At 36.9% G+C, this 24,998-nt stretch carries 17 protein-coding genes and 1 pseudogene; 10 read left to right on the forward strand and 8 right to left on the reverse strand.

Annotated features, from left to right (window positions below):
- Positions 1 to 166: 166 nt before the first annotated feature.
- Complete coding sequence (locus H4J73_RS01730) at positions 167 to 700, reverse strand: DUF3299 domain-containing protein (RefSeq protein WP_259367921.1); 534 nt, start codon at positions 698 to 700, stop codon at positions 167 to 169.
- Between the two features lie 147 nt (positions 701 to 847).
- Between H4J73_RS01730 and H4J73_RS01735 the strand changes: the two genes are divergently transcribed.
- Together H4J73_RS01735 and H4J73_RS01740 are read left to right on the forward strand one after the other, a co-directional pair.
- Complete coding sequence (locus H4J73_RS01735; RefSeq protein WP_182177806.1) at positions 848 to 1,552, forward strand: ABC transporter ATP-binding protein; 705 nt, start codon at positions 848 to 850, stop codon at positions 1,550 to 1,552.
- On the forward strand, positions 1,552 to 2,790 hold the full coding sequence (locus H4J73_RS01740) for an ABC transporter permease (RefSeq protein ID WP_182177949.1): 1,239 nt from the start codon (positions 1,552 to 1,554) through the stop codon (positions 2,788 to 2,790). Before H4J73_RS01735 ends, H4J73_RS01740 begins: the two co-directional genes overlap by 1 nt.
- 58 nt (positions 2,791 to 2,848) lie before the next feature.
- Here H4J73_RS01740 and rimO read toward each other — a convergent pair whose 3' ends face one another.
- Entirely contained in the window at positions 2,849 to 4,303 is a 1,455-nt protein-coding gene (gene rimO / locus H4J73_RS01745; RefSeq protein WP_182177804.1) for a 30S ribosomal protein S12 methylthiotransferase RimO, read from the reverse strand.
- Positions 4,304 to 5,279: 976 nt separating this feature from the next.
- Positions 5,280 to 6,719, reverse strand: a complete 1,440-nt coding sequence (locus H4J73_RS01750; RefSeq protein ID WP_182177802.1) for a serine hydrolase domain-containing protein — start codon at positions 6,717 to 6,719, stop codon at positions 5,280 to 5,282.
- 495 nt (positions 6,720 to 7,214) lie between these two features.
- On the opposite strand from H4J73_RS01750, the gene H4J73_RS01755 reads away from it, so the two are divergent.
- On the forward strand, positions 7,215 to 7,511 hold the full coding sequence (locus tag H4J73_RS01755) for a hypothetical protein (protein WP_182177800.1): 297 nt from the start codon (positions 7,215 to 7,217) through the stop codon (positions 7,509 to 7,511).
- An 818-nt stretch (positions 7,512 to 8,329) separates the two neighbouring features.
- On the opposite strand, the gene H4J73_RS01765 is transcribed toward H4J73_RS01755, so the two are convergent.
- Positions 8,330 to 9,367, reverse strand: a complete 1,038-nt coding sequence (locus tag H4J73_RS01765) for a hypothetical protein (protein WP_182177794.1) — start codon at positions 9,365 to 9,367, stop codon at positions 8,330 to 8,332.
- Between the two features lie 470 nt (positions 9,368 to 9,837).
- Between H4J73_RS01765 and H4J73_RS01770 the strand changes: the two are divergent.
- Together H4J73_RS01770 and H4J73_RS01780 are read left to right on the forward strand one after the other, a co-directional pair.
- Positions 9,838 to 10,929 (forward strand): annotated as a pseudogene (locus H4J73_RS01770) (IS30 family transposase); the annotation flags it as partial.
- 108 nt (positions 10,930 to 11,037) lie between these two features.
- Positions 11,038 to 12,051: a lipopolysaccharide assembly protein LapB gene (locus tag H4J73_RS01780; RefSeq protein ID WP_182223264.1), complete on the forward strand. Its 1,014-nt coding sequence runs from the start codon at positions 11,038 to 11,040 to the stop codon at positions 12,049 to 12,051.
- Positions 12,052 to 12,771: 720 nt separating this feature from the next.
- Here the strand turns inward: H4J73_RS01780 and H4J73_RS01785 are convergent.
- A complete protein-coding gene (locus tag H4J73_RS01785) occupies positions 12,772 to 13,593 on the reverse strand; it encodes a hypothetical protein (protein WP_182177788.1) in 822 nt (273 codons plus the stop codon).
- 253 nt (positions 13,594 to 13,846) lie between these two features.
- Between H4J73_RS01785 and H4J73_RS01790 the strand changes: the two genes are divergently transcribed.
- From H4J73_RS01790 to H4J73_RS01805, 4 genes are all read left to right on the forward strand, one after another.
- Positions 13,847 to 13,993 carry a hypothetical protein gene (locus H4J73_RS01790; protein ID WP_182177786.1) on the forward strand — a complete coding sequence of 49 codons (147 nt, stop codon included), beginning with the start codon at positions 13,847 to 13,849 and terminating at the stop codon, positions 13,991 to 13,993.
- 62 nt (positions 13,994 to 14,055) lie between these two features.
- Positions 14,056 to 15,213: a hypothetical protein gene (locus tag H4J73_RS01795; RefSeq protein ID WP_182177784.1), complete on the forward strand. Its 1,158-nt coding sequence runs from the start codon at positions 14,056 to 14,058 to the stop codon at positions 15,211 to 15,213.
- Positions 15,191 to 15,883 (forward strand): hypothetical protein, encoded by a 693-nt coding sequence (locus H4J73_RS01800; protein ID WP_182177782.1) that lies wholly within the window; start codon positions 15,191 to 15,193, stop codon positions 15,881 to 15,883. The genes H4J73_RS01795 and H4J73_RS01800 overlap by 23 nt, the downstream gene beginning before the upstream one ends.
- Positions 15,880 to 16,782 (forward strand): hypothetical protein, encoded by a 903-nt coding sequence (locus H4J73_RS01805; protein ID WP_182177780.1) that lies wholly within the window; start codon positions 15,880 to 15,882, stop codon positions 16,780 to 16,782. Before H4J73_RS01800 ends, H4J73_RS01805 begins: the two co-directional genes overlap by 4 nt.
- Before the next feature lie 11 nt (positions 16,783 to 16,793).
- On the opposite strand, the gene H4J73_RS01810 is transcribed toward H4J73_RS01805, so the two are convergent.
- Positions 16,794 to 17,982, reverse strand: a protein-coding gene (locus H4J73_RS01810) for an IS3 family transposase (protein ID WP_182177778.1) whose coding sequence is annotated in 2 segments (ribosomal slippage) — positions 16,794 to 17,739 and positions 17,738 to 17,982 — 1,191 coding nt in all. Because the reading frame shifts where the segments join, the coding sequence is not laid out codon by codon here.
- Positions 17,983 to 18,213: 231 nt separating this feature from the next.
- Between H4J73_RS01810 and H4J73_RS01815 the strand changes: the two genes are divergently transcribed.
- The gene (locus tag H4J73_RS01815; protein WP_182177776.1) at positions 18,214 to 18,735 is read left to right on the forward strand and encodes a gamma carbonic anhydrase family protein; all 522 of its coding nucleotides are present in this window, start codon (positions 18,214 to 18,216) and stop codon (positions 18,733 to 18,735) included.
- Between the two features lie 619 nt (positions 18,736 to 19,354).
- Here the strand turns inward: H4J73_RS01815 and H4J73_RS01820 are convergent.
- Together H4J73_RS01820 and H4J73_RS01825 are read right to left on the reverse strand one after the other, a co-directional pair.
- Positions 19,355 to 23,086 (reverse strand): translocation/assembly module TamB domain-containing protein, encoded by a 3,732-nt coding sequence (locus H4J73_RS01820; RefSeq protein WP_182223263.1) that lies wholly within the window; start codon positions 23,084 to 23,086, stop codon positions 19,355 to 19,357.
- Positions 23,083 to 24,879 (reverse strand): autotransporter assembly complex family protein, encoded by a 1,797-nt coding sequence (locus H4J73_RS01825; RefSeq protein WP_182177772.1) that lies wholly within the window; start codon positions 24,877 to 24,879, stop codon positions 23,083 to 23,085. Before H4J73_RS01825 ends, H4J73_RS01820 begins: the two co-directional genes overlap by 4 nt.
- Between the last annotated feature and the right edge of the window lie 119 nt (positions 24,880 to 24,998).

The raw sequence follows: 24,998 nt of genomic DNA on the forward strand, positions 1-24,998 counted from the left end.
AAGTACTTTTGTGATACCATAACAACAAAAAACTTGAGTGCTTTATGCTTTATATTCACAAAGTAGCCCTTAACCCAACTAGTGATATTTTAGAGAACCTTAAATATTAATTTTACAATCTTGATTTAATGAGAGATTGGTATAATTATATAAAGTTCCTGTACCTTTAATCTTCGTAAAGATAAGCTTTATTAAGCCGTAGACTATATGCTGATTTTCCTAGCAGGCTGTCTGTTGTATCAATACTTAAAGTCCCTTCAAACCAAAACGCATCATATAAAGAGGTTACTTCAATGCCTACTGACGATTTTACAAAAATAATTTGATTTGGCGGTGGTGGTGGCATATGTAAGCATGCTCCAAAGTAGGGAACAATAAAGAATTGTATTACCCGTTGTTTTTCATCAGTTTCTAATGGCACAACAAATCCTGGAAGTCGAATACTTTTGCCATCAAATGTCTCTACGACACGCGTTGATTCTAGCGCCTGTTGATACCTTTTAGTTTTTTCATCAATTGGAATAATGTCTTTCAATGCATTCATATTATCATTTTCTACTTGATCTTCTATTTCAAATAAAAAATCTGGCGGATTAAGTAATACTGCTAAATCATCGGCTGGAATTAATTCGGTCCATTCTATGTCAATATACTGAACCTGTGCATGTACCGTTGCACTAAAGATTAATAGCACTAGCATGAATATTTTTGAGCATAGCAAACGGTGGCTATTCATTTTATTAAAATTAAAAACCTTCTTTCCAAGCCAGATGAATATGTTATAAAGTAACACAAAGCATATACAGATAGAAATACTTATACTGTAATTTCCGAAGGTGAATGGAACTTGTCAACACTTGCTATCAACTTACAAGATATACACTACCGCCATAAAGATACCCCTGCTAATTATGCTGGATTATCTATTGAACAATGGAAAGTCGGTATCACTGAACGTGTATTCTTATATGGAAACTCTGGTTCAGGGAAAACCACACTTTTAAATTTATTGTGTGGTATTTTAATACCAACGTCAGGCAGTGTTAATCTATTCGATAACAATATAAGTACGTTGTCAAACAGCCAGCGGGACTTATTTAGAGCAAAAAATATTGGCGTGGTATCTCAAAAATTTAACCTTATACCCTACCTGTCTGTACTTAAAAACATTCAGCTCGCAGCCTACTTCGCCAAAAATTCAAGACCTGATGTGAACAATGACGTCAAAACGTTGCTTAACGTATTACAGCTACCTAATAATATTATACACAGACAAGTTAACCAATTGAGTGTTGGGCAGCAACAACGTGTGGCAATTGCGCGTGCTCTGATAAATCATCCGAGATTATTATTGGTTGATGAACCTACCTCTGCCCTCGATGCCTCAGCAAAAAATGCATTTATGGACCTTCTTATGCAAATCTGTGACAACACTAAAATGACGCTTATATTTGTCAGTCATGATACTGCTTTGTCGCATCATTTTGATAGTAGCCTCGACATCACTACATTGAGCAGGACATTAAGTAAAACTGAGGAAAACATCGCATGATGATATTACCTTCTGTTGCATGGCAAAGCTTATTAAGCCGAAAAAATACGGCCATCTTGACCTTTTTATCATTAACCGTCAGCATTGTTGTATTGCTAAGTATCGAACATATTCGCCTGCAAGCAAAAGAAAGTTTTAATCGTACTATATCAGGTGTCGATTTGATTGTTGGCGCGCCTAGTGGCCCGTTAAACTTATTGTTATATTCTATTTTTAGAATGGGTAGCCCCGCCAATAATATTAATTACACCAGCTTTACTACGCTCGAAAAACGACAACTAGTCGACTGGGCCATCCCTATTTCTCTTGGCGATTCTCATCAAGGTTTCCGTGTTATTGGCACGAATAACAATTATTTCACTCATTATCGCTATGGTAAAAAACAGTCACTTAAATTTGAACACGGCGGTGAATTTTCGTCCTTATTTAACGTCGTTATCGGTGCTGATGTAGCAAGAAATCTTAATTATAATTTAGGCGACAAAGTCGTCATTGCTCATGGTATTGGCAATACAAGCTTTACCAAACACGCGCAAGCACCCTTTGTGGTTAGTGGTATTTTAGCAACCACTGGCACGCCAGTTGATAAAAGTGTTCACGTAAGTTTAGGTGCCATTGAAGCGATCCACTTACCTCCATCATCACTAAAAGCATTAATAAAAGATCCCGAAGCAATACCTCCCACTCCTAAAAGTATTACAGCTATTATGCTTAAACTAAAAAGTAAATTATCAACGTTTGGATTACAGCGAGAGATTAATAACGACCAAACAGATAGACTAATGGCTGTTTTACCTGGTGTTGCCATGGCCGAACTATGGAGTTTGATGGCAACCGGTGAAAATGTGCTGCGTATCATAGCTGTGCTAGTGCTTATTTCATCCTTGTTTGGACTCACAACTATGTTGTTGGCCTCAATGAACGAGCGTCAAACTGAAATAGCAGTATTACGTATGTTAGGGGCTAGTCCTGTTACCTTATTACTATTAGTTTTGTTAGAAGCCATTATTTTAGTAAGTCTAGCCATAATGATGTCAATAGTCGTATTAACACTCGCGCTTTATAGCCTTGAGGCATGGTTGGCTGCTGAATTTGGTTTGTTTTTAAGTGGTGATATTTTTACCATGGAATTGATGAGGTTAATCTTTATGATATTTATCGCAACATTGGTTGTGCCTTTGTTACCCGGAATTAGCGCATATAAACAAGCTTTACACATTCAGCTTTCGAGTACTTAAGCATTGAACTCTGCCTGATTTCTCAGACAGAGTTTTTATAGCCTAAATTTTTATAACCTTAATCTTCAGCTTCGTCGTCAACTCTAACGCCCCAAACATCATGCTCGTCGGCATGAATTATTTGTACCCACATTAGGTCGCCAGGCTTAGCGTCATAATCATCAGACAAATACACTTTACCGTCAACTTCTGGCGCATCCATATAAGAACGCCCAACAATACCAAGGGCACTCACTTCATCAACAAGAATTAAATATTCTTGACCAATACGTGCTTGCAACTTATCAGAACTGATTTTCGCTTGAACCGCCATAAAACGTTGTAAACGTTCTTCCATAACTTCAGGTGAATTATGGTCAGGTAAGGCATTAGCCGTAGCACCTTCAACAGGCGAGTATTTAAAACAGCCTACGCGGTCAAGTTGTGCTTCTTCTAAAAATTCTAGTAACTCTTCAAATTCTTCTTCTGTTTCACCTGGGAAACCAACAATAAACGTTGAACGAATAACAAGTTCCGGACAAATTTCTCGCCATTTAGCAATGCGTTCTAATACACGGTCTGAGCTACCAGGACGTTTCATTAATTTGAGAATACGTTTATTGGCATGCTGAAAAGGAATATCTAAGTACGGTAGTATTTTACCTTCCGCCATAAGAGGAATTATTTTATCAACATGTGGATACGGGTAAACATAATGAAGACGTATCCAAACGCCCCGCTTGGCTAATTCTTCACATAACTGCTGCATGTGCGTTTTAACCGGCATACCATCCCAAAAATCAGTTTTGTGTTTAACATCGACGCCGTAAGCCGAAGTATCTTGAGATATAACTAACAATTCCTTAACGCCAGCATCAACCAAACGTTTTGCTTCACCTAAGACATCGCCAATAGGACGAGAGTCTAAGTCGCCACGCATCGAAGGAATTATACAAAAAGTACAACGGTGATTACACCCTTCTGATATTTTTAAATACGCGTAATGCTTAGGGGTAAGTTTAACGCCTTGTGGCGGCACTAAATCAATAAACGGGTTATGAACAGGTTTTGCAACGTGCTTGTGTACTTGCGTTAACACTTCATCGTAAGCATGAGGTCCCGTAACACCTAAAACATTGGGGTGAAGTTCGATAATCTCATCTTTTTTCACACCTAAACAGCCAGTGACTAATACTTTACCATTGGCAGCAAGCGCTTCACCAATAGTATCAAGTGATTCTTGTACGGCTGAATCAATAAAACCACAAGTGTTTACAATAACGAGTTCAGCATCATCGTAGCTATTGGTTACATCGTAACCTTCAGTGCGAAGCTGAGTAAGGATACGCTCGCTATCAACAAGATTTTTTGGACAGCCCAATGAAACGAAACCAATCTTAGCCGCTTTAGAGGCCTGTTGACTATTCACTTGCTGTTCAATCATCTTAGACGGAATGTCTAACGTGGTTGTTTGGCTCTCGGCTGAATTACTGCTCTTTTTAGTTGCTTGTGGGTCGAATTGTTCTACGGTCATACTGTGCCTCAACTTGCTCTTTATTTTATTACGGTCGTGCTACTGGTGCTTTTACTCATATTTTATTAAAGATAAAGAGCAGCGTTATAAATAGTGATTTTACGGCCTTTAGTGCAAATTCAGGTTTTTACTCTAAAGGCTGTTGTTTAACAGCGCGAGATTATACAGGAAAGATGTTTCAAGTGGAAAGTATTGACAATCATATACAAACTATTCTCAATACATCGCATGCTTGATAATAAGTTAAATTTCTTTTCATTATAAATCAGCAATATAATGACCTAATAAAACGAATACCAATGAATTTAATCATTATTTGTCAGCTTCGTTAAGCGTCGCTGACAAACTCTATTTTTTACTGCTCTTTTTTGTTCAATTAATAGCCCCTATATTATTTCACACGAATTACTGATGTCTCATCACTTCCTAGCAAAATCTTAATGTATTGTCATTATTCAAATATACCCTTGCATTAATTACCATCCCCTACATCGACATTTGCCAAAAGAGCTGTTTATAACAGTGTCTAAATAAGCCTTATAATGCTCAAAAATCACACAGTCCGTTTTTCGCCATGAGCTAATTCTTATCTTAGAGCTATTGATTTATTCATATTGTGAATAGACATCGCTTGTGAGATTTCTAGACATGGAATGAGATTGAGACGTTTTATGCAATATTCACTATTACCACTTTGCTGGCCTAAATTAGTCCTGAAAATTAGGCCAATTTATGTTCACTTGGATACGATAGAAGGCATTAAACCCAATAGGTTTTTGAGCTATATTTAGTACTTATGAGACGTATAGCTACCTTCATCTTGATAGTCAACAAAGCGGTCATAGAGAGTTTAGAGGAAAGCGGCGCTCACCCGAAAAATGAACACTCAGCCGTTTTGTATTGAAGCTTACTATTTGCAAATTAAATAAGTCGAAGTGAGATACTTGATCGATTTAAATTGCACAAAAGATTTCAGTTATTTATTCAATCCCTCTAATATCTTTTGAATACGTTGATTGCCCACATCTAGCTCTAACGCCTTATGATAAAAGGTTTTAGCCTTGTTCATATTTTTTGCATTGAAGTGAGCCTCTGCAAGGCTGTCGAATGCATTGGATGAATTAGGGTTATCTTGACAATTTAACTCAAATATAGAAATAGCTTTATATGGCCCTAGAGTCCGCATAACGTTATAACCTAAGGTGTTTATCATTTCTGCTGTTTCTAATGTCATATCATGAGAAGCTTTTTTAAATTGAGCGTATTCAGCTTTCGCTTGTTCCAAATTGTTAGCTTCTACTTCTCTAAACATGTTTTCCTTGAGAGTTATCAAAGGTGTTTTCATTTCCGTCATAATTTCACTAGCTAATGTGTAAGAGAAATCAAACGCATTGAAATATTTATTGCGGCCATTGGTTAAGTGAATAATCGTAACCGTATCTTTCGTTAAGTCATCTTTGAAAAAATGCCTAACATTCACAATATCACCACCATAGTGACCAACAGCGGTATAACCATTTGTGTTTTTTATCTCCCAGCCATGGGTGTGACGAGCTTTTCGACCATTTTTCAACGAGAGGGGGGTCCATATTTTTTCAAGGGTACCTTTACTTATAAATTGTCCTGCTAATAGTGCTTGAAACCAAATCGCTATGTCCTTTACCGAACTATTCATACCATTGGCGGCATAGTAATAGGCAGGAGGATCATTACTCACAATCCGTTTGTTTCCAGAAGCCGTGCCTTTATATCTCGTTGCACGACCTAAAACTATGTCAAACTCTCCACCAAAGTTCGTATGTGACAATTTATGAGGAATAAGAGCATGTTGTTGAATTGAACTTTCTATACTTAAAGCATCAAATTTTTCAACAAGCTTTTGAATATAAAAGAAATTTGTCTGGTTATAACTACTTTTCGTGCCAGCTTCGAATTCCATTGATTTATCGGCAACATAAGATATTGCTTCAACACCAGTTAAGCGAGTCATTTTTTTTTGCGAATATTCTGGAATGCCGGAAATATGCGAGAAAGCTTGTAAGATAGTAATTGACTTCCAATTATTCGGTATCTCCGAAAAGTGCTCACCTAAGGTGTCATCAAGTTCTAATTTCCCTTGCTCAACCAACTGCATAAGTCTTGTCGAAACAAATAGTTTTGTTGCAGAGTAGATAGTGTATATCGTCTCAGGGGTTGCAGGGATGTTAAATTCAATATTTGCTTTTCCGGTAGCTCCGAGATAAACCAGTTTACCGTTCTTAAGAACAGCTAAAGATTGACCAAAAATCCCGTGTCGCTTTTGGGCGTTCTCCAAATGATGAGTTAGCTGATTTTTTGTATCTAACGAAATACCTTTGGCTGAAACGAGCATGCTTGAAAATAGTGATAAAAATATTAAACTTTTGAAATTAATCATGTGCCACTTACCAAGTTATTTTAATGTTAATTTTTCAATTAAAGGCCATAAGTTAAATCAAAAGATTGATGACTACTTTAAGTCCTTTTGTAGTATTTAGAGGATATCATAATCCAAAAAAGTTACTAAATGTGAATAGCTTACTTTTGTAACAAAATGATATATCAATGACGGGGCTTTCTTATAAATAAATTATGGTTTTAGGCTCAAAGTTACGAGTGACTAAATCAATACTTCAGCTCCGTGCTAGGAGCGGTCACTCAGCTTTTCTAAAAAGAATCCAAGTTTGCTCTTTTAGCCGCCATTCAGCTATGCTTAAACCATGCTGGAGACCAAACATGGTTCACTGAAACCACTCTCGATACTGCTTATTCATGGTTATGTAAGCATTGGCGTAACTTTCCCGCCAATGCCGATATTTGGCATCTGCGCCTTTATTGGCACACTATCCGTGGTGAGCTGCTGCAAACACTCCACAGACAAGATTACACCTTCATGCCGCTCAGTGTGGTCACCAAAGCCGATGGTGAAACCCTTCACTTGTGGTCATCACAAGATGCGCTGGTATTGAAGATGTTAGCCATGGCATTACCGGAGGCATTAGCATTATCGCCATTTTGTACTCATATCAAAGGCCATGGTGGATTAAAAGCTACCATCAGTACACTGCAAGCCGCCCTGCCTGATTATACTTATGTCATGAAAACGGATGTGAAGGGCTACTATGCGTCCATTGAACATACGATATTGCTCAAGCAATTGGATAAAGACATCACCGACCCGTTTATCTGACGCTTGTTAGTGCAGTTTGTGAAACGCAGCGCTGAAAGGGGTAGTACGTTTAAGTCCATTACTTGTGGAATATCCAGAGGTTGCCCCTTATCACCTGTAATCGCTGCCTATTACTTAAAGGGCTTAGATGAGCAGATGGAAGGTGACCCTCGCTATTTTTATCGCAGGTACATCGATGATGTGATTGTATTAGCCAAAACGCGTTAGCACTTGCGCAAGGCGGTGAGAACCGTCAATCAACACTTTAATCAATTAAAAGTGGAACAAGCGCCGGATAAAACCTTTATCGATAAAATCAGTCGGGGCTGGGATTTTCTTGGTTATCATTTTGATGGCAAACAATTAACCGTCGCAGCAAAGACGGTGGCAAAACACGTTTTACACTACAGGCAGCTTTATGAGCAACTAAGCATAAAAAAAAGCCACCTCAGATGAGATGGCTTTGGCCGAGGTTTGTACGTAAAACGTTGGCAGCGATGGGTCAATGCTCGCATTGGAGCATGGGTTACCCCCACAAAAACAGATGTCGTACTATCGTAAATGGTCAAGTAGTTAAGAAATTAAAGCCACACTTATAACCGGCTATTTATTTCATCTTTCAAAGTATTCTATCATACATCGGATTGCTCTGGCCGTATAAAGATTAGGTATCTTGAATCAATTACCCCGTTGCGATTCGTACTTAAATATGTCCAATCATGATCATGGCATTTCGAAAGTTTGAAATAACACACAGTATCGATATTTAGTAAATACATAGTATTTTAATCGTCTATACAACTGTATTTACCACCTATGCTCACTAAATCAATCTCGAATCACATCGGTGGTACCTCAGCAACTGGGATTAAACAGGCATCACCAATGGTAGAAACGCTTACCGGTCCTGTGGCGTATAAATTTCCACATGCAACATCGCTCGTGGCGCCATTTACCGCGCCATTCACATACGTCTCACCACTAAACGTTGACCCTGCTCCTAGATTGAGCGAACCGCCCAAAATCCATGTCACAGTAGCACCGTCACCCAGCACAATTTCTGCCCCAGCCCCGATAGTCATTGCCTCGCTTGTAATGACCGTGACGTCGCCATCTATATAAAGTTTGGAGTCCACCTGCAGATTTATCGCACTGTAGCGAACTGTTGTTTCAGTACCGACCGTTCCAATAGAAGAGCTGGACAGGTCCGTATTAATATTGACATATTCCTGGTTTACGTTCGCGGTCCGTTCGAGAACAGTATCAATATTCTCCATAGCAACTACCATATCGTCGGCTTTCTTTATTATGCCTGTTGATGTCTCTGCTGCATCATTTGCCCATTCTTGGTATATGTCTGAATATTCGGTCGAATCGGTGATAACTGTGCTACCCGCACCACGAGTGACAACTCCTGTATAATCGTTGGGGACCTTATGACCCACACCTGCGCCCAATGTGATGGCTGCGCCAGCTGTTATTGTGCCGACTTGCCCATTGGCACCGACGACCACTGCGGCCCCCGCGTTAACGTCCAGAGCGAAGGCATTAGCACCCACTCCAGCGGCAGCGCCAGCGTCGACATCCTTCACTCTTGACCAAGCACCTGTAGTAACAGCAGCGCCAGCATAGATGTCATTGACGGTCGTATAAGCACCGACAACAACAGCCGCTTGTCCAGCGAGATGTCCGCCAACATTGGGGGCTGTCACATAATCAGGTTGCGCTGCTATATTCACCGCACCTCCTGAAATGATAGAATACGTGAGCATTTCGTCAGGGGTCATGCCTGCAGCTTGTCCATTTGCTAAACCAGCAACAGACAAAGCCAAAGCGGTTAAGCAGGTTTTTAATACTATATTTTTATTTTTCATCATCTACTTCCATCTAATGTTATCTGATAACCTCATTGAGGGGTGACCAAGGTGTGAGGTAACAACTACCTATTAATTAACGCTCATGATGTAAAGTGAATGAGCGTAACTTCCTGACCAGACAAAGGCTTATGCCTTCATATAAGGTGCGATATGCTAAGTCTACTGAATGTATGGTAAACCTCACACCACTAATTTTTATTATATGTAATACAACGTGTTAGCTTGTTTTTCTGTTATTAATATGTGGCTTTGTAAAAAAATCTGACACTTCTTATTTTGGCTAAAAGTGGATGGAATAAGCAGGCCATGTGTGTGGGCCAACTGCGGACTCTACTATAGCTTGATTTGCCGTGGTGTGCTAATAATGCAGCGAAAATCGGTCATAGGATTGAATGACCCCCGACTGTCTGCAATTCGCCTTGAGTTCAAATGGTCAATGCAATGCTATCCTTAAACAAAGGAGCGCAGCGATGAAAGGAAGAACTCGTATTATCTATACTGCTCAGCAAAAAGCATTAATGTGGGAAAAATACCAACAAGGAAGTACGCTTAATGATATAGCTAGATTGTTTGACCGACATCATCCTTCTATATCTCGCATTATAGCGGCGACTGGAGGTATACGACCTAACAACAAACAAAGGGCAAAAAATCATTTAACGTTGGATGAACGTGAAGAGATTTCTCGTGGTATTTCAGCCAGCCTATCAAGGAAATCTATAGCTACTAAACTCAACCGCACACCATCAACTCTTTGCCGTGAAATTAATCGTAACGGTTGCTATGATAAATATCGTGCTGCACATACAGATAAAGCTGCATGGATAAGAGCAGAGCGACCTAAAACATGTAAGTTAGCATTAAATAAAAAGCTAACTCTTATTGTCGCTCGTAAACTAAAGTGCGCATGGTCACCACAACAAATAGCGGGTTGGCCACAAAGAACTCATCCTAATAATGAAGACTTTAAAGTGTCACATGAGACGATATATAAAACGTTGTATATTCAAACAAGGGGCGCATTAAAAAAAGAACTACAAAAATGTTTAAGATCAAAGCGTATCATGCGCTACTCCAGCCACGCCACACTAAAAAATAAAGGATATGGGAAAATATCAGATGGACTCACAATCTGTGAAAGGCCTGAGTCAGCAGAAGATAGAGTTGTTCCTGAACATTGGGAGGGAGATTTAATTAAAGGTTGTAATAATAGCTATATTGCAACCCTTGTAGAGCGTCATTCACGCTATGTAATGCTTGTTAAAGTTCAGGATAGTAAAACTAAGACGGTCATAAAATAATTAATAAAAAATGCTAAAAAGTTACCAAGAGAAATGTATAAATCCCTCACATGAGACAGAGGCTATGAAATAACTAATCACAAAGAATTTACGATAGCGACAAAAATTCCAGTATATCTTTGTGATCCTTATTCTCCTTGGCAGAGAGGATCAAATGAACATACTAATAGGCTAATCCGACAATATTTCCCAAAAGGAACTGATTTATCTATACACAGCCAACAAAAGTTAAGCAGTGTTGCGAGAAGGCTTAACGAAAGACTGTTGTGGTCAGAGTGATTTGGTTAGTAGCCAAAGATTCCAAAAAAGTACAATATAAATAACGCAAATAGCATAAATTATATACTAAAAATAATTACAGGAAGTAAAATGAATAAAAAATTAATTGCTTTAGCTTTATCCGTAACAATGAGCATTACGAGCTACGCAGATACTACCCTTGTTGCTACGGCTTTAGAAAATGATGATGTAAAAGCTGCTAAACTTGCTTTTAATGAATTGTCCTTGGAAGAGAAGCAAAGTATTGAAGGGCAAATATTAAGTGGCAGAATTTTATTGCAAAAAGATAAAACTGAAGAAGCGTTTGATTATTTTGAAGAATTACGCGATGACCATACCGAAAACATTGACGTAAATTATTACTTAGGTGTTAGCGCAGTGATCATGGCACAAAAAGCGAGTATTTTTTCAAAGCTAGGTTATGCCAAAGATTTTCTAGAAGCGATAGAAAAAACAATTAAATTAAACCCCAATCATGAAGATGCGTTAAATACCTTGATTGGTTTTCATTTAGGAGCGCCGAGCATTGCAGGTGGTGATACAGATAAAGCGCTTACCTATGCAAAGCAACTGCAAAGCTTTAATAAAGAACAAGGTTATGAACAACTAGCCAATGTTTATTGGCAAATTGAAAAAGCTGATTTAGCCGAGCAAACGTTGCTTGAAGGTTTAAAAGAATTTCCTGAAAGCGCTGTATTATATTTGACTAGAGCAAGTGCTTATATTAAAGATGAAGCGTGGAAAAAAGCCCGTATTGATTTAAATCTTGCAATAAAACATGCCAATGACAATGAAGAAAAAAGTCGTGCTTTATATCAACAAGGTAAGGTTTCTGCTGAATCAAGACAAGAAATTGAATTAGGCATTGAGTCACTTATTCAGGCGATACCATTAGCCGATGAGCAATATAAGCCATGGGCAGAGTATCGTTTGGTACAACTTTATATTCACAATAAAGAGTTAGATAAAGCCCAAAGCTATATTGCCAATATTAATGTTGGTAAAGATGACGATTTAAAAAGTAAAATTAAGAAACTAAAAAAGAAGCTTAAAAAGCTAATAAAACTGAACATAAGTTACCTTGAGCAGATGGAGCTAAATTAGGCCTGAATAATATCCCCTTTTTGTACATAGCAGTCTAAATTAAAATGAAAACTTAGGGGGTTATTTCCTCAAAGCGAGATAGAGCGAGGGGCTAGTTTGATGACTGCTAAGATACGAAAGAAGACCTTAGCTTTAGTTTATCTAGCGACATTTGAATCGATGAAAATCAGCCCTGCGTTAGATAATAGAATTGTTCTAAATTTCACCAGATACTTGTAAAGAAAAAAATTCTAATTTGATTAAAAAATATCTAAGCGGACATTAGATTAATATGATTTTAGGTATTAAATTCTATGGTGCTTGGGGGCACAAAGCACCATAGAGTTCATTCATTTTTTATAGTCGTTTTTGAATAAAAACTTACCAATAACTATTCGAATATTAATGTCCGATTTATCTTTTATTTATCTGATATTTTAGAAATACAATTTAATTCTCTATCCTATTTAATTAATCTCAGTATTAAAGCTAATGAAATTGGTTTTAAGTATGTTTTTTATACTAAAAAATCTGTATCGTCTTACCAACAAAGCTCTATTTATATCTTAAATAATATTGAAGACATTGTATTAAAAGAGTAGTGATTTTAAAGATTCAGTTGATAATACAATTTTTTCAACGTGGTAAAAATTCCACTTCAGTAGGTTGTAGGGGGAAGCTGATTTTAAAGGTTATTAATATTAAATTGAAAATTTAAAATTGAGTAATGATTAAGAGAACCTAGTGCTTATTTCTGGATTTAAGAAAATCTTTTAAAGATGGGGTTGAGTAACACTTAACCCTTCCTCCTAGAAGCCCACTTAATTCAGCAACACCTCTTTGAAATCCAGAGTTACAATCTACATTTTTATTCTTAAGTTTAATTTCTTCCGCTTTAGTTGAATCAGGAAAAAATTTGTTGATAGATTTATCTATACTGTTTTCGCTAGCTAGTTTTTCCTCATAGTCTTCGTTCAAACCTTGCTCTAATGTTTGTGCATTAATTGATGCTCTTAATTTATTTAATGATTGTTCTGCTAAAGATGAACTCTTTAATGTGTTTGAGTGTGGCTCAGTAGAATTGATAGACGGGAGTGATTCTTTAATGAATGTACTAGTCTCTTTAGAAGTACTTTTTAGTTTTTTCTTTGAAATTGACTGGATTTTAGGCAATTGGTTCTTAGTAATTTTATTAGGAATGAGTTTAGCATTTGTTGTTTTTTTTATAATGGATTTGGTCTCAGGAACCTTTGCTTTAGCTGGCGTTCTATAATATAAAGTGGCCCTTACTTTAGGTTCTGCATAAGGTGTAACTTGTATTTTTGAGCCAGATTTTGACAAATTAAAGGCAGCACCAAGTGCAATATGCACCGCAATAATAAATACTAAATGGGTTAGTTTACATGATACTTTTACTGTGCTTTTGATGTCGGATTTTGAGTTTTTTATGACCAAATTATCAAACGCAGAGTAAGGGACATTAATGTCATAATTAAAACAAAAATTAGTGTCTAAAACTTCATCATCTTTAATACCTGGATAGAAAAATGGTTCAGATTTCATACCTTATTCATGACAATTCCATGTCCTTAGCCTTATTATTCAATTATGACAAATTATATAGTACTTAGTTTCAATCATAAATATGTGTGAATATCTTGATGTAAAATAAATCTTTACACACTGTATATATTTTGTAAATATAATTACAAGTTAATTATTTAAGAATTGATTTTGATTCTAAAAGGATTCACTGCTGGCAACGTGCCAAAAGGAATAGAGGGGAACCTCTCACAATAAAAAAAAGGATAAAAATATGAATAACCAAATGTTTGATGTAGAAAAACTAGACACTCGCTTAGAAATGCAGATCATTAGCGCAGCAGTAACTGATGCGCAAGCACAGGCACCATGCCCTCAAGAAAATGGTTGTCAAGAACCGTCATGTAGCATCCCATTTTAAGTAATACTTAGAATTTCATAGAGGCCTCGGCCTCTATTCTTATTTTAAAATAGGAAATCACAATGGAACTGGAATTTCCAATCATATTTTCAAAGTTTTCACTTAGTGTTTCTACTGAAAATGACCGATACCTACTAAACACAAATGGTAGTTATAGTGAAATATCCCCCGAATTAAGTGGATTCCTCGAAAAAATCCAATCGCACTCAAATACTGTCGATGAATTCGATATGTATTGTAAAAACAGTGGACTAACATCACAAGGTGCTATCGAAGGCTTACAAAAGTTAAGTTTAGTTGGTGATGGAATTGATAATAAAAAGCATGGTCTTGATGGTTTTATTTTCACTTTAGATCTACTGAGTAGTAAGTCAGTAACAACATTATCTAAACCCTTTACGATTCTCTTTTCAAAATCTCACCTTGTCATTTTAGCCGTTTTATTATTTTGTTGCTTTGGTATGTATAGCGAAGAAATTCGAGTAATAGAGTTTAATCAATTTATGTTTTTAAGTGATCCTATACTAATTTTCATAATATATTTTTTTAGTGTTCTATTTCACGAAATTGGTCATGCAAGTGCGCTGGTTAAGTACACAGATAGAGCTGGTGAAATTGGTTTCGGATTGTATTATATATTCCCCGTTCTATATGCAGATGTTAATGAAAGCTGGACGCTAACTAAATCTCAACGATCATGGGTTTCATTTGGAGGAGTGTTTTTCCAATTAATATTTCTGTTGGTAGTTATTTCGTATGGGATTGTGTTTGAAAGTGCTACGGCAATATCAGCTAGTAATCTAATTACAATATCAATCATATTCACCTTAAATCCTTTGTTCAAGTTTGATGGATACTGGATTCTGTGCGATGTTCTTGATGTTAATAACCTCCATAGGTATGTATCTAGAGGCTTATTTTCGTTTAGCGCAGCAGGTGTAAAGAATGTTATATTCTCATACTGCTATCTGGGTATAGCTGTACTTTACATTTTGCTGATCATCAGTTTCCTCAACAATCAATTCACTCTACTTGTGAGTCTTTATGATGGAGTAAATTCAGAAATTACTATTATGACGTTACTTGGTAGTGTGTTGGGGCTTGTTTTAATGATGTTTATGCTTATAGGAGTAGTAAGGATTTCTATGAGAACCATTAATATAGTTAGTAACTCATATAAAAATAGAGGGCTTTATAATGACAACTCAAGAGGGGTTTAATAATGTTTTGTCAAAAGCCGTTAAGAAAGAAGCTGATGCTAAGTTCACTAAGCGCATAAACAGGTGGTTGCGCCACATAAAGAATAATTATGATCGAAATAATATTTTTAACGGGAATAAGAACATCCTTTTTTTTGAACCATTTAATCAATCAGACAACGATATATTCTATAAATATGTAAATAAAAATACTAACTATAAAGTTTGTAAACTCGGTGCGAAAAAGCAGATAAATACTGGTGATAATTGTACTTACCTTGAGTTTAAAGCTAAGTGGAAAGAAGCAGAAAAGACGATTTTTATTTATACTCCCAATACCGATGTAGATCCTGACAACTTTAATATAAATACCTCAGTATTAGCAATAGATTATGAGTTACCCCTAACGATTTTTGCATTGATAAAAAATGCAGGGAATACTATTAATTATATCAAAATGGATACTTATGAAATTAGTTCGTGTTATGCAAATATGTATTCAATGGAAGGTAAAGTCAAAATAGTTAATAACATTACTACCATCATTACTGAGTATATACAGAATAGAAAAAAGGATACAAATCTAGACAATATAGCCCGGTATTTCCCCTTTTATTCAATACCAAAACAAATAAAGAAAGATGCCCTACAAAAGTTGATTATACGCCATCAAGAAGAGAGGTCTGCATGAAAGTCGTGTTGTATATAATTTCGATATATGGATGGTTAATGGGTAATTATAAGTACTTTATTTCGGTAAAGAAATCCACGGTAAAAAATAACCTTGTAGACTTCTTCGGCTATAGTCACAAGAGGGCAGATATAGAGACATTAAAGCACTTTGTAACCTTTTCAATAGGTCAACTCTTACAATGGTGGTACGGTAATTTATCGGCAAGATCGAGAAGTAAATTTATAGCTGAATTTGTAGATTACAAAATTCATCCAAAGGCCTTGGCGCTTGCAAGAAGTAGTGAAGGGGCAATAATTATAACCCCTCACCAGTCTATACAATCAATTGCCGCAATAGGTTTGAGTAAATTTTTATCGGAAAATGAAAGCAAGCTGGGAACATTTTTCGATTCAACTGATGTGAATTCAGGTAACGCAAAACACTTAGAAGTGATTGATAGCGATAAAGAAGATATAATGATTTTTCATAATAGCACTAGAGATTTAGTTAAATCCATAAGATCACTACGAGGTGGTATGTGGTTATCAATGTACCCTGACATATTTCAGTATAGTAGTGCATTTATAGCTGTACCTATGTTCAATAGAGTCATGGCTGGCATGTCGGGTATAGAGTATATGGCTTCAAAAACAGGCTCTGCGGTTATCTCAGGTGTTGCCGAGTTTAAAAATGGAAGACTTGAGATTAAAATTCACGAGCCCATAAGGACTGAACTTCTAAAATCAGGTGCTATTTCCAGCCTTGTATACACACGATTAGAAAAGTGTATCAGAGAGCAACCATATAACTGGCAATACTTATCTCAAATGAAGCAATATGTAATTGTAGATCAACCTATTGATAGAATAGCTACAATCAAAACTGAAAAGATGAACAGTCCCATTACAACCGTATAATTCTGAAGTGGTCAAGTAATATTGGCCACAGTTTTGTAGCTTAACTCATACCTTCTTTCTGATTCATTTGGACTTATTCCTGCGTTGTACCTATGTGGCCTCGTCTGATTGTAATAAGTCATGATGTAATTAATGATCGCTTGCTTAGCTTCATTAAAATTCTTGTATCCTATCGTTGGTATCCATTCCGTTTTTAAACTTCTAAAATATCGCTCCATTGGTGCATTGTCCCAACAATTTCCACGGCGGCTCATACTCTGTGTGATTTGATAACGCCACAGTCGTTGCCTAAACTTTCTGCTGGTGTAATGCGTTCCTTGATCTGAGTGGAATATGACACCTTTGGGTTTTCCTCTGCTCTCATATGCCATCATTAATGCTTGCATCGTTAACTCACTATCAGGTGAATTTGAGATAGCCCAGCCAATAACTTTTCTAGAAAATAAATCAAGGACAACAGCAAGATAAGACCAACGATTACCCGTCCAAATGTACGTCACATCGCCACACCAATAAGTATTAGGCTCAACAACAGCGAATTGGCGTTTGAGTATATTTGGGATGGCTACATGATCTTTATTCACCTTTTTATATTTATGCTTAGGTATCTGGCAACTCACTAAATCCAGTTCATTCATTAAGCTTCCTGCTCGATAACGACTTAATGGATAGCCTTCATTAGTCACCATGTCAGCAATGCTTCTAGCACCCGCAGAGCCACCACTAAGTGCATGAAAGCGTTTAACATCTGCTCTTAATTTAATTTCTGAGGAGCTTAAATTATTATCCCTGTTTACCCAATATTTATAACTGCTGCGATGTACTTCAAATACATAGCATAACGTACTAATAGGGTACTTGTTTATATTGCTCTGATTGAGTTTCTCAATTAATAAGAATTGTTCAGGGAGTCTGACATCAACAGAGCGGTAGCCTTTTTTAAAATATCCTTTTCTAATTCAATACGTTTAATTTTTTTTCAAGTTCACGTATTTTTAATTGATCAGGGGTCATCGGAGTCGCTTTAGGTTGATTACCTTTTCGCTCTTCTTTTAACTGTTTAACCCATTTGCTAACGGTGGAATAACCAACACCCATCGCTTTCGCTGCATCTTCGTGGGTATAGCCATTATCAACAACTAATTGTGCTGTTTCTAATCTAAATTCAGGACTAAAATTGGGACGTTTTTTCTTTGTCATTTGTATCACCTAACGTTTGATGAGATGCATAATAACATCTCTAAGTAGGTGGCCAAATTAACTATGCCACTTCATATTTTTGATCACCAGCTAAATGTAGAGTATATCCCCTTAAGTTAAATAACGACTGATACCAACAACAGTAAACAGATTATTAAGCGACAAAGTTAATGAATGTTAATGTCTAATTCGTTATATTCAATGTATATATTAATATTGAGGTATCAAGATATGATCTACCAGTTAGGTGAACTTTCTCCCAAAATCCCTAAAAGCTGCTTTATAGCACCCAACGCTTCTGTAATAGGCAATGTAGACTTAAGCGAAAATGTCAGTATTTGGTTTAATGTCGTGATCAGAGCCGATTTAGCACAAGTAAAGATAGCGAAAAACTCTAATATTCAAGACGGGTCTATTCTACATGTTGATAAAGGTTTCCCTATTAACATTGCTGAAAATGTAACGATTGGTCATAAAGTGATGTTACATGGTTGCACCATAGGCGAAGGGAGTTTAATTGGTATCAATGCTGTGATATTAAATGGCGCTATAATTGGCAAAAACTGCTTAGTGGGTGCTAATGCTTTAGTGACCGAAAACATGGTCATTCCTGATGGGAGTTTGGTCTTAGGCTCACCTGCAAAAGTGGTTAAACAGCTCGATGAAAAAACCAAAGTAATGATCGCAGCAGGCGCAGCTCATTATGTGCAGAACAATCATCACTATAAAAAAGAGCTAAAGCAAATAAATTAAAATATGAAATGGTTATCATAGTATTACAAGGAAGCAGCAGGTTGTAATGACTACAGGGTTACTAATACTCATAATCTCCTTAGTAATAACCTCTTCTGTTTTAGCTAATGAAGTAAATATTGATTGATTAAAGCCATGTTAACAGAGCTTTCTCTCGATGATGCACGTGAATAAGGCCATTAGTTGCGTTGGCAAATTTTTATATTTATATCGAACTCATCAAAACAGCAAGCTACACCACACAAGCATGAGCCATTTCCAACATTGACGATGATCATTTCGATAAAGCTAAATGATTAGGCTTACTCGGGCAGGCACTGACGTATCAAGGCTTAAATCAAGCCATAAACAGTTCAAAAAACAGCAAAACGTTCATTTAATCTCTGTTCAAATAGAGCAATGGGGGGGATTTATGAGCTTATTATTGATCATGACAATGCCCATTGGAAATTGGAAAGCAGCCTTGAATCGATTTATAACTGAATTTTATACCATTTAGAAGACTTTATGTAAAACCTGGCAGTTAGACAAAATCTGCTACTGGGGTATTCATTCGCGGTGCTAAAGGGCACTAACCCGTGAAGCCGATTACTACTAGGTTATTTGACTACCCGTTTATTTACTTTATATCAAAAGAGTAGTAAATGTCGGCAGAGTTTTCTAACCCCGAAACTGTTTCAACCCACAACCGATTTAACAAATAGAACCTCACCGTTAATTCATTAATAGGCTCCATAATACCCACACCATATTTAATATAAACTTGTTCACCTAAATAGCCCGCTATGGAAGCTTGTTCGTCGTCACCATCAATTTCAATTCTATTAATCAGTGGCAATTTTTCTATTTGGGTAAGTACCCCCGAAAAATTTGTTAACGCTGCCCCTAAAGCTACGCCAATTGCCGTATTACTGTCACTCGTTTCTGCATCTAACCCTCGACCTCTCACTAAGTATGACAAGGTTTCAGATTGTTGCATTGTCGGTTTTGAAAATAATTTAATATGTAAACTATTAGCTAAACCTGTTGCATCAATACCGACGATAATATTCTCTTTCTCAATACTACGGGTTGCTTGCATCGTTACATAAGGGTTATTTGCTGTGCCATTAAAAGAAATAATGCCTTTTGTTATCGATAAATCCTGCCCATAAGCGCGATAACGACCTTGGGGGATTTTTAAACTACCAAAGAGTTGTAAGGGCTGGTTAGCCTGCTGGCTCACTTGTAATTCACCACCTAAACGCCCAACAAAACCTTGGCCTTCAACGTTGAAAGCGTCAGCAATAACCACACGAACATTGGTATAGAGTTCAAATGGCTTTTCATTAGCCACTTGTTCGCCTGTATCATCAACAATAATCACATCTTTACTTAAGCTAACACTTCCTTGTGGTAATTTATTAACCAATAATTTGCCATCAAGTATCTCAATGCGGCCTGATACTTTAAGCTTAGACGCTTTTATTTGTGCATTGAGGTGGGGAGAAACGGTTAATGTAAGATCAGGAGGAATCGAAAAATGTAGTGATTCACCGTCAAAATCAAAATTACCTTTCAATTCATCTTGCCAGTCAGCGTCACCTTTAACCGTGACTGCTGCATTATTAATATTAAGACCACCAGAAATAACCGCTTGTTGCCCTTTAAAGTCAAAAGCCATATTAATATCCTCTAAGGTATTAATATTGCCTAAAATTTTAGCTTTGCCTTGGGTTAGTTTTATTCCACCATTTATGGTCGGTTTATCTAAATCGCCAACAATGGTGAGCGAAGTATTTAAGAGACCTTCCAATGATGTAAGCTCGGGTAAGAAAACCTGCAATGGTGAAAGGTTAAGGTCATTAATAATAAGTTGACTATCTATGGTTCGATTGTCGGCAAATAAGATAACACTACTGAGATTGACTATTTCAGTAGTCGCTTGAGAAAGCAAAGCAATATTTGCTGCAATACCTTGGTTATTCAGTTGTAAATTCAATTGGCCTTTTTGCCACGCAAGCAATTTATGTAAACTGCCTTCTTTCTTTACTGCTACTTGTCCGTCACTGATGAGTAATTTAGCGTTAACTGATGGCATTTTATCTTGTTGCCAACCTATAGCAACATTCCCTGCAAGCGTACTCTGCAAAAAAATGTTTTGAGGAATAAAAAGGCTTAAAAGATCACTACCTAATTTAATGGCTAAGGTTAATTCACCTTCCGTAAGCTTAACAGTCGCATCATCAATGAGACAAAGCTGTGAAGTTTTTCCAAGCCAACAGTGTTTATTCAAGGCAAGGGTATTATTGGCATTATCATATAGTAGTTTAACTGGCTGACTTGATTTAAAAACATGTTCATCTAAAGAAAAGGTAACCTTATCTGTTTCCACTTTCCATTGGTCGCTCTGCGCAAAATAGTTGCTGTTAATCGATAAATCAATCGAAGAATCCCCAAGCCAAGCAACGTTTACCTTTTGCTGACTTAAATCACCACTGCTTGCTAAGTTCACACTATTAATGCGGTGACCCTTTAAGTTCAGCTCCTTACTCGCAAAGGACACTTGATGTTGATGATTATCCAATGGGCGATATTTCAGGTCAACATTAACCATATCACTGGAAACACCAACCATGAATAAATCGGTTAATTCACCTTGTAAATTAATTTCTGGCTGCTGAGTTGGGCCTGATATTGAAATATTCGAACGCAGATCACTTTCTATATCTTTAAGCCATAACCCCGTATTAACAATATTAACTGAGCCATCGACATGCCAGTTTCCTTCGCTATACCCTTTGAGTTTAACTGCGATACCACCATAATTGAGGTTTATATTACTCGGCGCTAGTTCACCCTTGTGGTTGATATCAATATTAGCAGCAGCGGTAAGCGCAAGATGATTTATTTCACCTTTAATGCTAGAATCATCAAGCGTAAATGCCCATTCGTTATCAAGGAAAAAGCCTTTACTGCTGATCTGCCCCTGCACTCTACCTGATAATTCTTTGTTGATATTAGGTAGGTTAATACCCGATGACTCTACCTTAACATCCCATAACAGGCGGCTACCTAACTGTAATTCGCCTTTAATATCGAGCATGTTATTTGCGTGCGATTCTTCAAAATGTAAGGTGCTTATTTTAAAAGTTTGCTCATCATAAGTTGCACTTAAAACAAGTGATGCGTCTTGATAACCAAAGCCACTGATATTACTTTTCAAATCGATCAGGTGTTGGTTAATATCGCCTTCGCTTTGTAATAAGAGTGTTGAGGGGGTAATAACCTTGGCAATATTATCAGGCAAGGTAAATTGGCTTACATCAGCCTTCAATTTATAAGGTAAGTTTGCATCAGTGACATTTACTGACATTTGCGCACTTAATTCTATTTCCCCCTCACTGCTTATATTGGTGACTAAATCAGATAAATTACCCTGCAAGGATACGACTTGTTTTGTGTCGTTTAGCTGTGGTAGTAATTCGAAATTTTTGATTGAACTCTTTAAGATTAAGTCAACAACATAGGGAGGCACAAAATCGACCTTTCCCTTCAAAGATAACGCGCCAACACCTGCAACTGTTGATGATAATTCATCGATTAACAGTTTCGTTTTAAACCATGATATTTTTGCAGCGGCATCAATTGTCGCTAATAGTGTATTTTCATTACCTCTACTGTCGACTTCATTCACAGTCAATTTTTTAACAACTAACGACCTTACCGCTAACTTAACTGGTGAATAAAGCTTAGGCAGTGTTGCCAGCGGCCAAGCCATTTCAATAGGTTTTACTGATGGACTCTGCTTATCATATAACTTAATGTTGGCGTTAACCAAGCGCGCATTTTCTAGGTTTATAGATAAATGATTAACAATATTTTTATTGATAAATAAAGCACTAGAAAAGTCGATTAAGTTAACCTTTAATTCGGGACTTTTAATTTCCGCTCTCGCTAAAGAGAACTTTTTCAATTTAAGGGTGAAGGGTAACGTGAAGCTTGAAGAGTTAATCGCTTCTTCGACAAGTTCATTAGATGATGTTGCCTGCCCTTCTTTCATGTTCACTTGCAGTGATGCAATACTCAGTTCATCAATACAAAGTTGGCTTTTCCACAGACACCGTAAATGTAACTTAACACCAATATTTTTTGCATCAATAATCGTTTTATCATTTTCGATTGTTAATTGACCTAGCACTAAATCATTTAAAAGTGCGCCACTTTTGTACTTAACTTGAACAGAGGAAGTCGCGCTAACGGCATAAAGTGATAGCTTTGCTCCCAAAGGCGTTGAAAGTAGTATCGCGAGAAAACAGAGTAAGCCCGTTATCACCGCTATTATTGTGAAACTTGCCCGTTTATAAGTCATAGCTCTGCACCAATACTAAAATGAAGACGCCATGAAGGGTTTTCTTCACTCAATGAATACCCTAAAGTAAACCTGATGGGTCCGATAGGAGAAATATAATGAAGGCCGGGTCCAATAGAATAAACAGGGTCTAACTTATCATTGTCATTAACACTACCTGCATCAACAAAGAGTGCCCCTCGCCAAGTCTTTGAAAAATAATACTGATACTCTAGGCTAGCAACGACCATATTAGTCCCACCAATAACGATTTCTTCCCCTTGATTAAGACCATCTGAAAGCGTGACTTTAGGACCAATTGATTGATAATCAAAGCCTCGAATACTTTGATCGCCCCCCGCATAAAAGCGTAATGAAGGAGATAACACTTCTTCAAATTTTTTGTCAACAATCACATAACCCAGCTCTACTCGTGCTACCACGCGATGCTTAGGCGCTAACAATGAAATATATTTCCAACGCGCATTGAAACGTAAAAAGGAGGTTTCCGACGATAAACCTTCATAACTTCCTTCTAGGTTATAATATTGTCGAAACCCTTGAGTTGGGTCGAGTAAAGGGCCATCGCGGTCAATATCAGACCAAGTAAATCCAGGGATAAAATAATCAGCATCATCATAAACACCATCAGTGTCCCACTCCTCACTGAGATGTCTTAAATAAGGTTGGCGTAACACATCACCTTTAAGATAAACACGACCAACTTGAAAAGAAAAAAACTTACTCGTTAAATCGCCATAGTCATTTTTTTCTAATTCAGTCTGCAACTGCAAGACATCGTTATTGGCATGCGATAATGGAATACTGTAAATAAAATAGCCCGTTGGGTTAATCGCTGAATACGACAACCGTGTTTCTTGGCGATGTCCGTAACGGTTAACTAATGGTGTTTTCCACCCAAAAGAAAACCTTTCTTTTGTATCCGTTGCATAACCTAGCCCTAAATTAAATTGATGGCGCTTTGCTTTTTCTAATGACACATCAATAGGCAGTATGTTGTTGGTCGTATTCTCAATTTCAGGTCGAACAACAACATTGCTAAAATACTGCGTTTCATCAAGTTCATTCTGCAAGTTTTGCAACGATGTTTGTTGATAAAAATCGCCTTGTTTAAAAGTGAGTAAAGGCCTTAAAACATCAGGATTTATAGCAAAGTCAGTAAACTTTATTTCACCGAATTGATAACGAGATCCGCTGTCAAAGTGAATAATTATTTCTGCTGTTTCTAGGCTTTTATGTATCGCAATCGTAGATTTTATAAATTTACTATCAAAGTATCCGCGCTCTAAGCCAAGAGAAACAAGGTCTGTTTTAAACTGTTCATAAACACCGTGGTGTAATATATCACCTGAAACAATTGGAATTTTTCTGATGATTTCAGAAAAAACGCTATCACCTAAGGCGTTACCACTTATATTAATACGTACTTTTTTTACGCGCGTTGGTTGATTTAACGTTACACCAAGCGAAAGCGTCCAAGTATTTTTATTTCCGTTTTTTTCAGTCGAACTGGTTACCACCGCACGATAATAACCCAGTGCTTTTAATGCATTTAATGCCTGTTTTTTTGCTGTAAAGAAAAATGCCGCCCGTTCAGTATCATCCTCTGGCAACGTGCCTAGGTAGGCATGAATATTTTGTGTTACTTCACGGGGTAAATCATCAGAGATATGAACTAAAAGTGTGCTCGATAAGGCAAAAGGTGGAAATAAAAAAAACAATATAAATAAGAAAAAACGACTATGCATTATGGTAAATTGCCAATGAACTTTAAAGCGATTAAATAAAATCATAGCATACTAAGTTTTGCTGATAGAAATGTTTTAAGGTAAAAAAGACTATCTATACATTCTTCCTTGCTATAACTTTAACCATATTTGACGTGTTAACTAAGTCATATGGACGTATTAGC

Origin of the sequence: Colwellia sp. MB3u-41, assembly GCF_014076845.1 — a bacterium.
GTDB lineage: Bacteria > Pseudomonadota > Gammaproteobacteria > Enterobacterales > Alteromonadaceae > Colwellia_A.

Excerpts from the sequence above, each read along its gene's own strand:
- H4J73_RS01765 (WP_182177794.1), bottom strand. The coding sequence starts at position 9,367 with ATGATGAAAAATAAAAATATAGTATTAAAAACCTGCTTAACCGCTTTG.
- H4J73_RS01730 (WP_259367921.1), bottom strand. The coding sequence starts at position 700 with ATGCTAGTGCTATTAATCTTTAGTGCAACGGTACATGCACAGGTTCAG.
- rimO (WP_182177804.1), bottom strand. The coding sequence starts at position 4,303 with ATGACCGTAGAACAATTCGACCCACAAGCAACTAAAAAGAGCAGTAAT.
- H4J73_RS01755 (WP_182177800.1), top strand. The coding sequence starts at position 7,215 with ATGCCGCTCAGTGTGGTCACCAAAGCCGATGGTGAAACCCTTCACTTG.
- H4J73_RS01750 (WP_182177802.1), bottom strand. The coding sequence starts at position 6,719 with ATGATTAATTTCAAAAGTTTAATATTTTTATCACTATTTTCAAGCATG.
- H4J73_RS01795 (WP_182177784.1), top strand. The coding sequence starts at position 14,056 with ATGGAACTGGAATTTCCAATCATATTTTCAAAGTTTTCACTTAGTGTT.
- H4J73_RS01780 (WP_182223264.1), top strand. The coding sequence starts at position 11,038 with ATGAATAAAAAATTAATTGCTTTAGCTTTATCCGTAACAATGAGCATT.
- H4J73_RS01790 (WP_182177786.1), top strand. The coding sequence starts at position 13,847 with ATGAATAACCAAATGTTTGATGTAGAAAAACTAGACACTCGCTTAGAA.
- H4J73_RS01785 (WP_182177788.1), bottom strand. The coding sequence starts at position 13,593 with ATGAAATCTGAACCATTTTTCTATCCAGGTATTAAAGATGATGAAGTT.
- H4J73_RS01825 (WP_182177772.1), bottom strand. The coding sequence starts at position 24,879 with ATGATTTTATTTAATCGCTTTAAAGTTCATTGGCAATTTACCATAATG.
- H4J73_RS01815 (WP_182177776.1), top strand. The coding sequence starts at position 18,214 with ATGATCTACCAGTTAGGTGAACTTTCTCCCAAAATCCCTAAAAGCTGC.
- H4J73_RS01740 (WP_182177949.1), top strand. The coding sequence starts at position 1,552 with ATGATATTACCTTCTGTTGCATGGCAAAGCTTATTAAGCCGAAAAAAT.
- H4J73_RS01800 (WP_182177782.1), top strand. The coding sequence starts at position 15,191 with ATGACAACTCAAGAGGGGTTTAATAATGTTTTGTCAAAAGCCGTTAAG.
- H4J73_RS01820 (WP_182223263.1), bottom strand. The coding sequence starts at position 23,086 with ATGACTTATAAACGGGCAAGTTTCACAATAATAGCGGTGATAACGGGC.
- H4J73_RS01805 (WP_182177780.1), top strand. The coding sequence starts at position 15,880 with ATGAAAGTCGTGTTGTATATAATTTCGATATATGGATGGTTAATGGGT.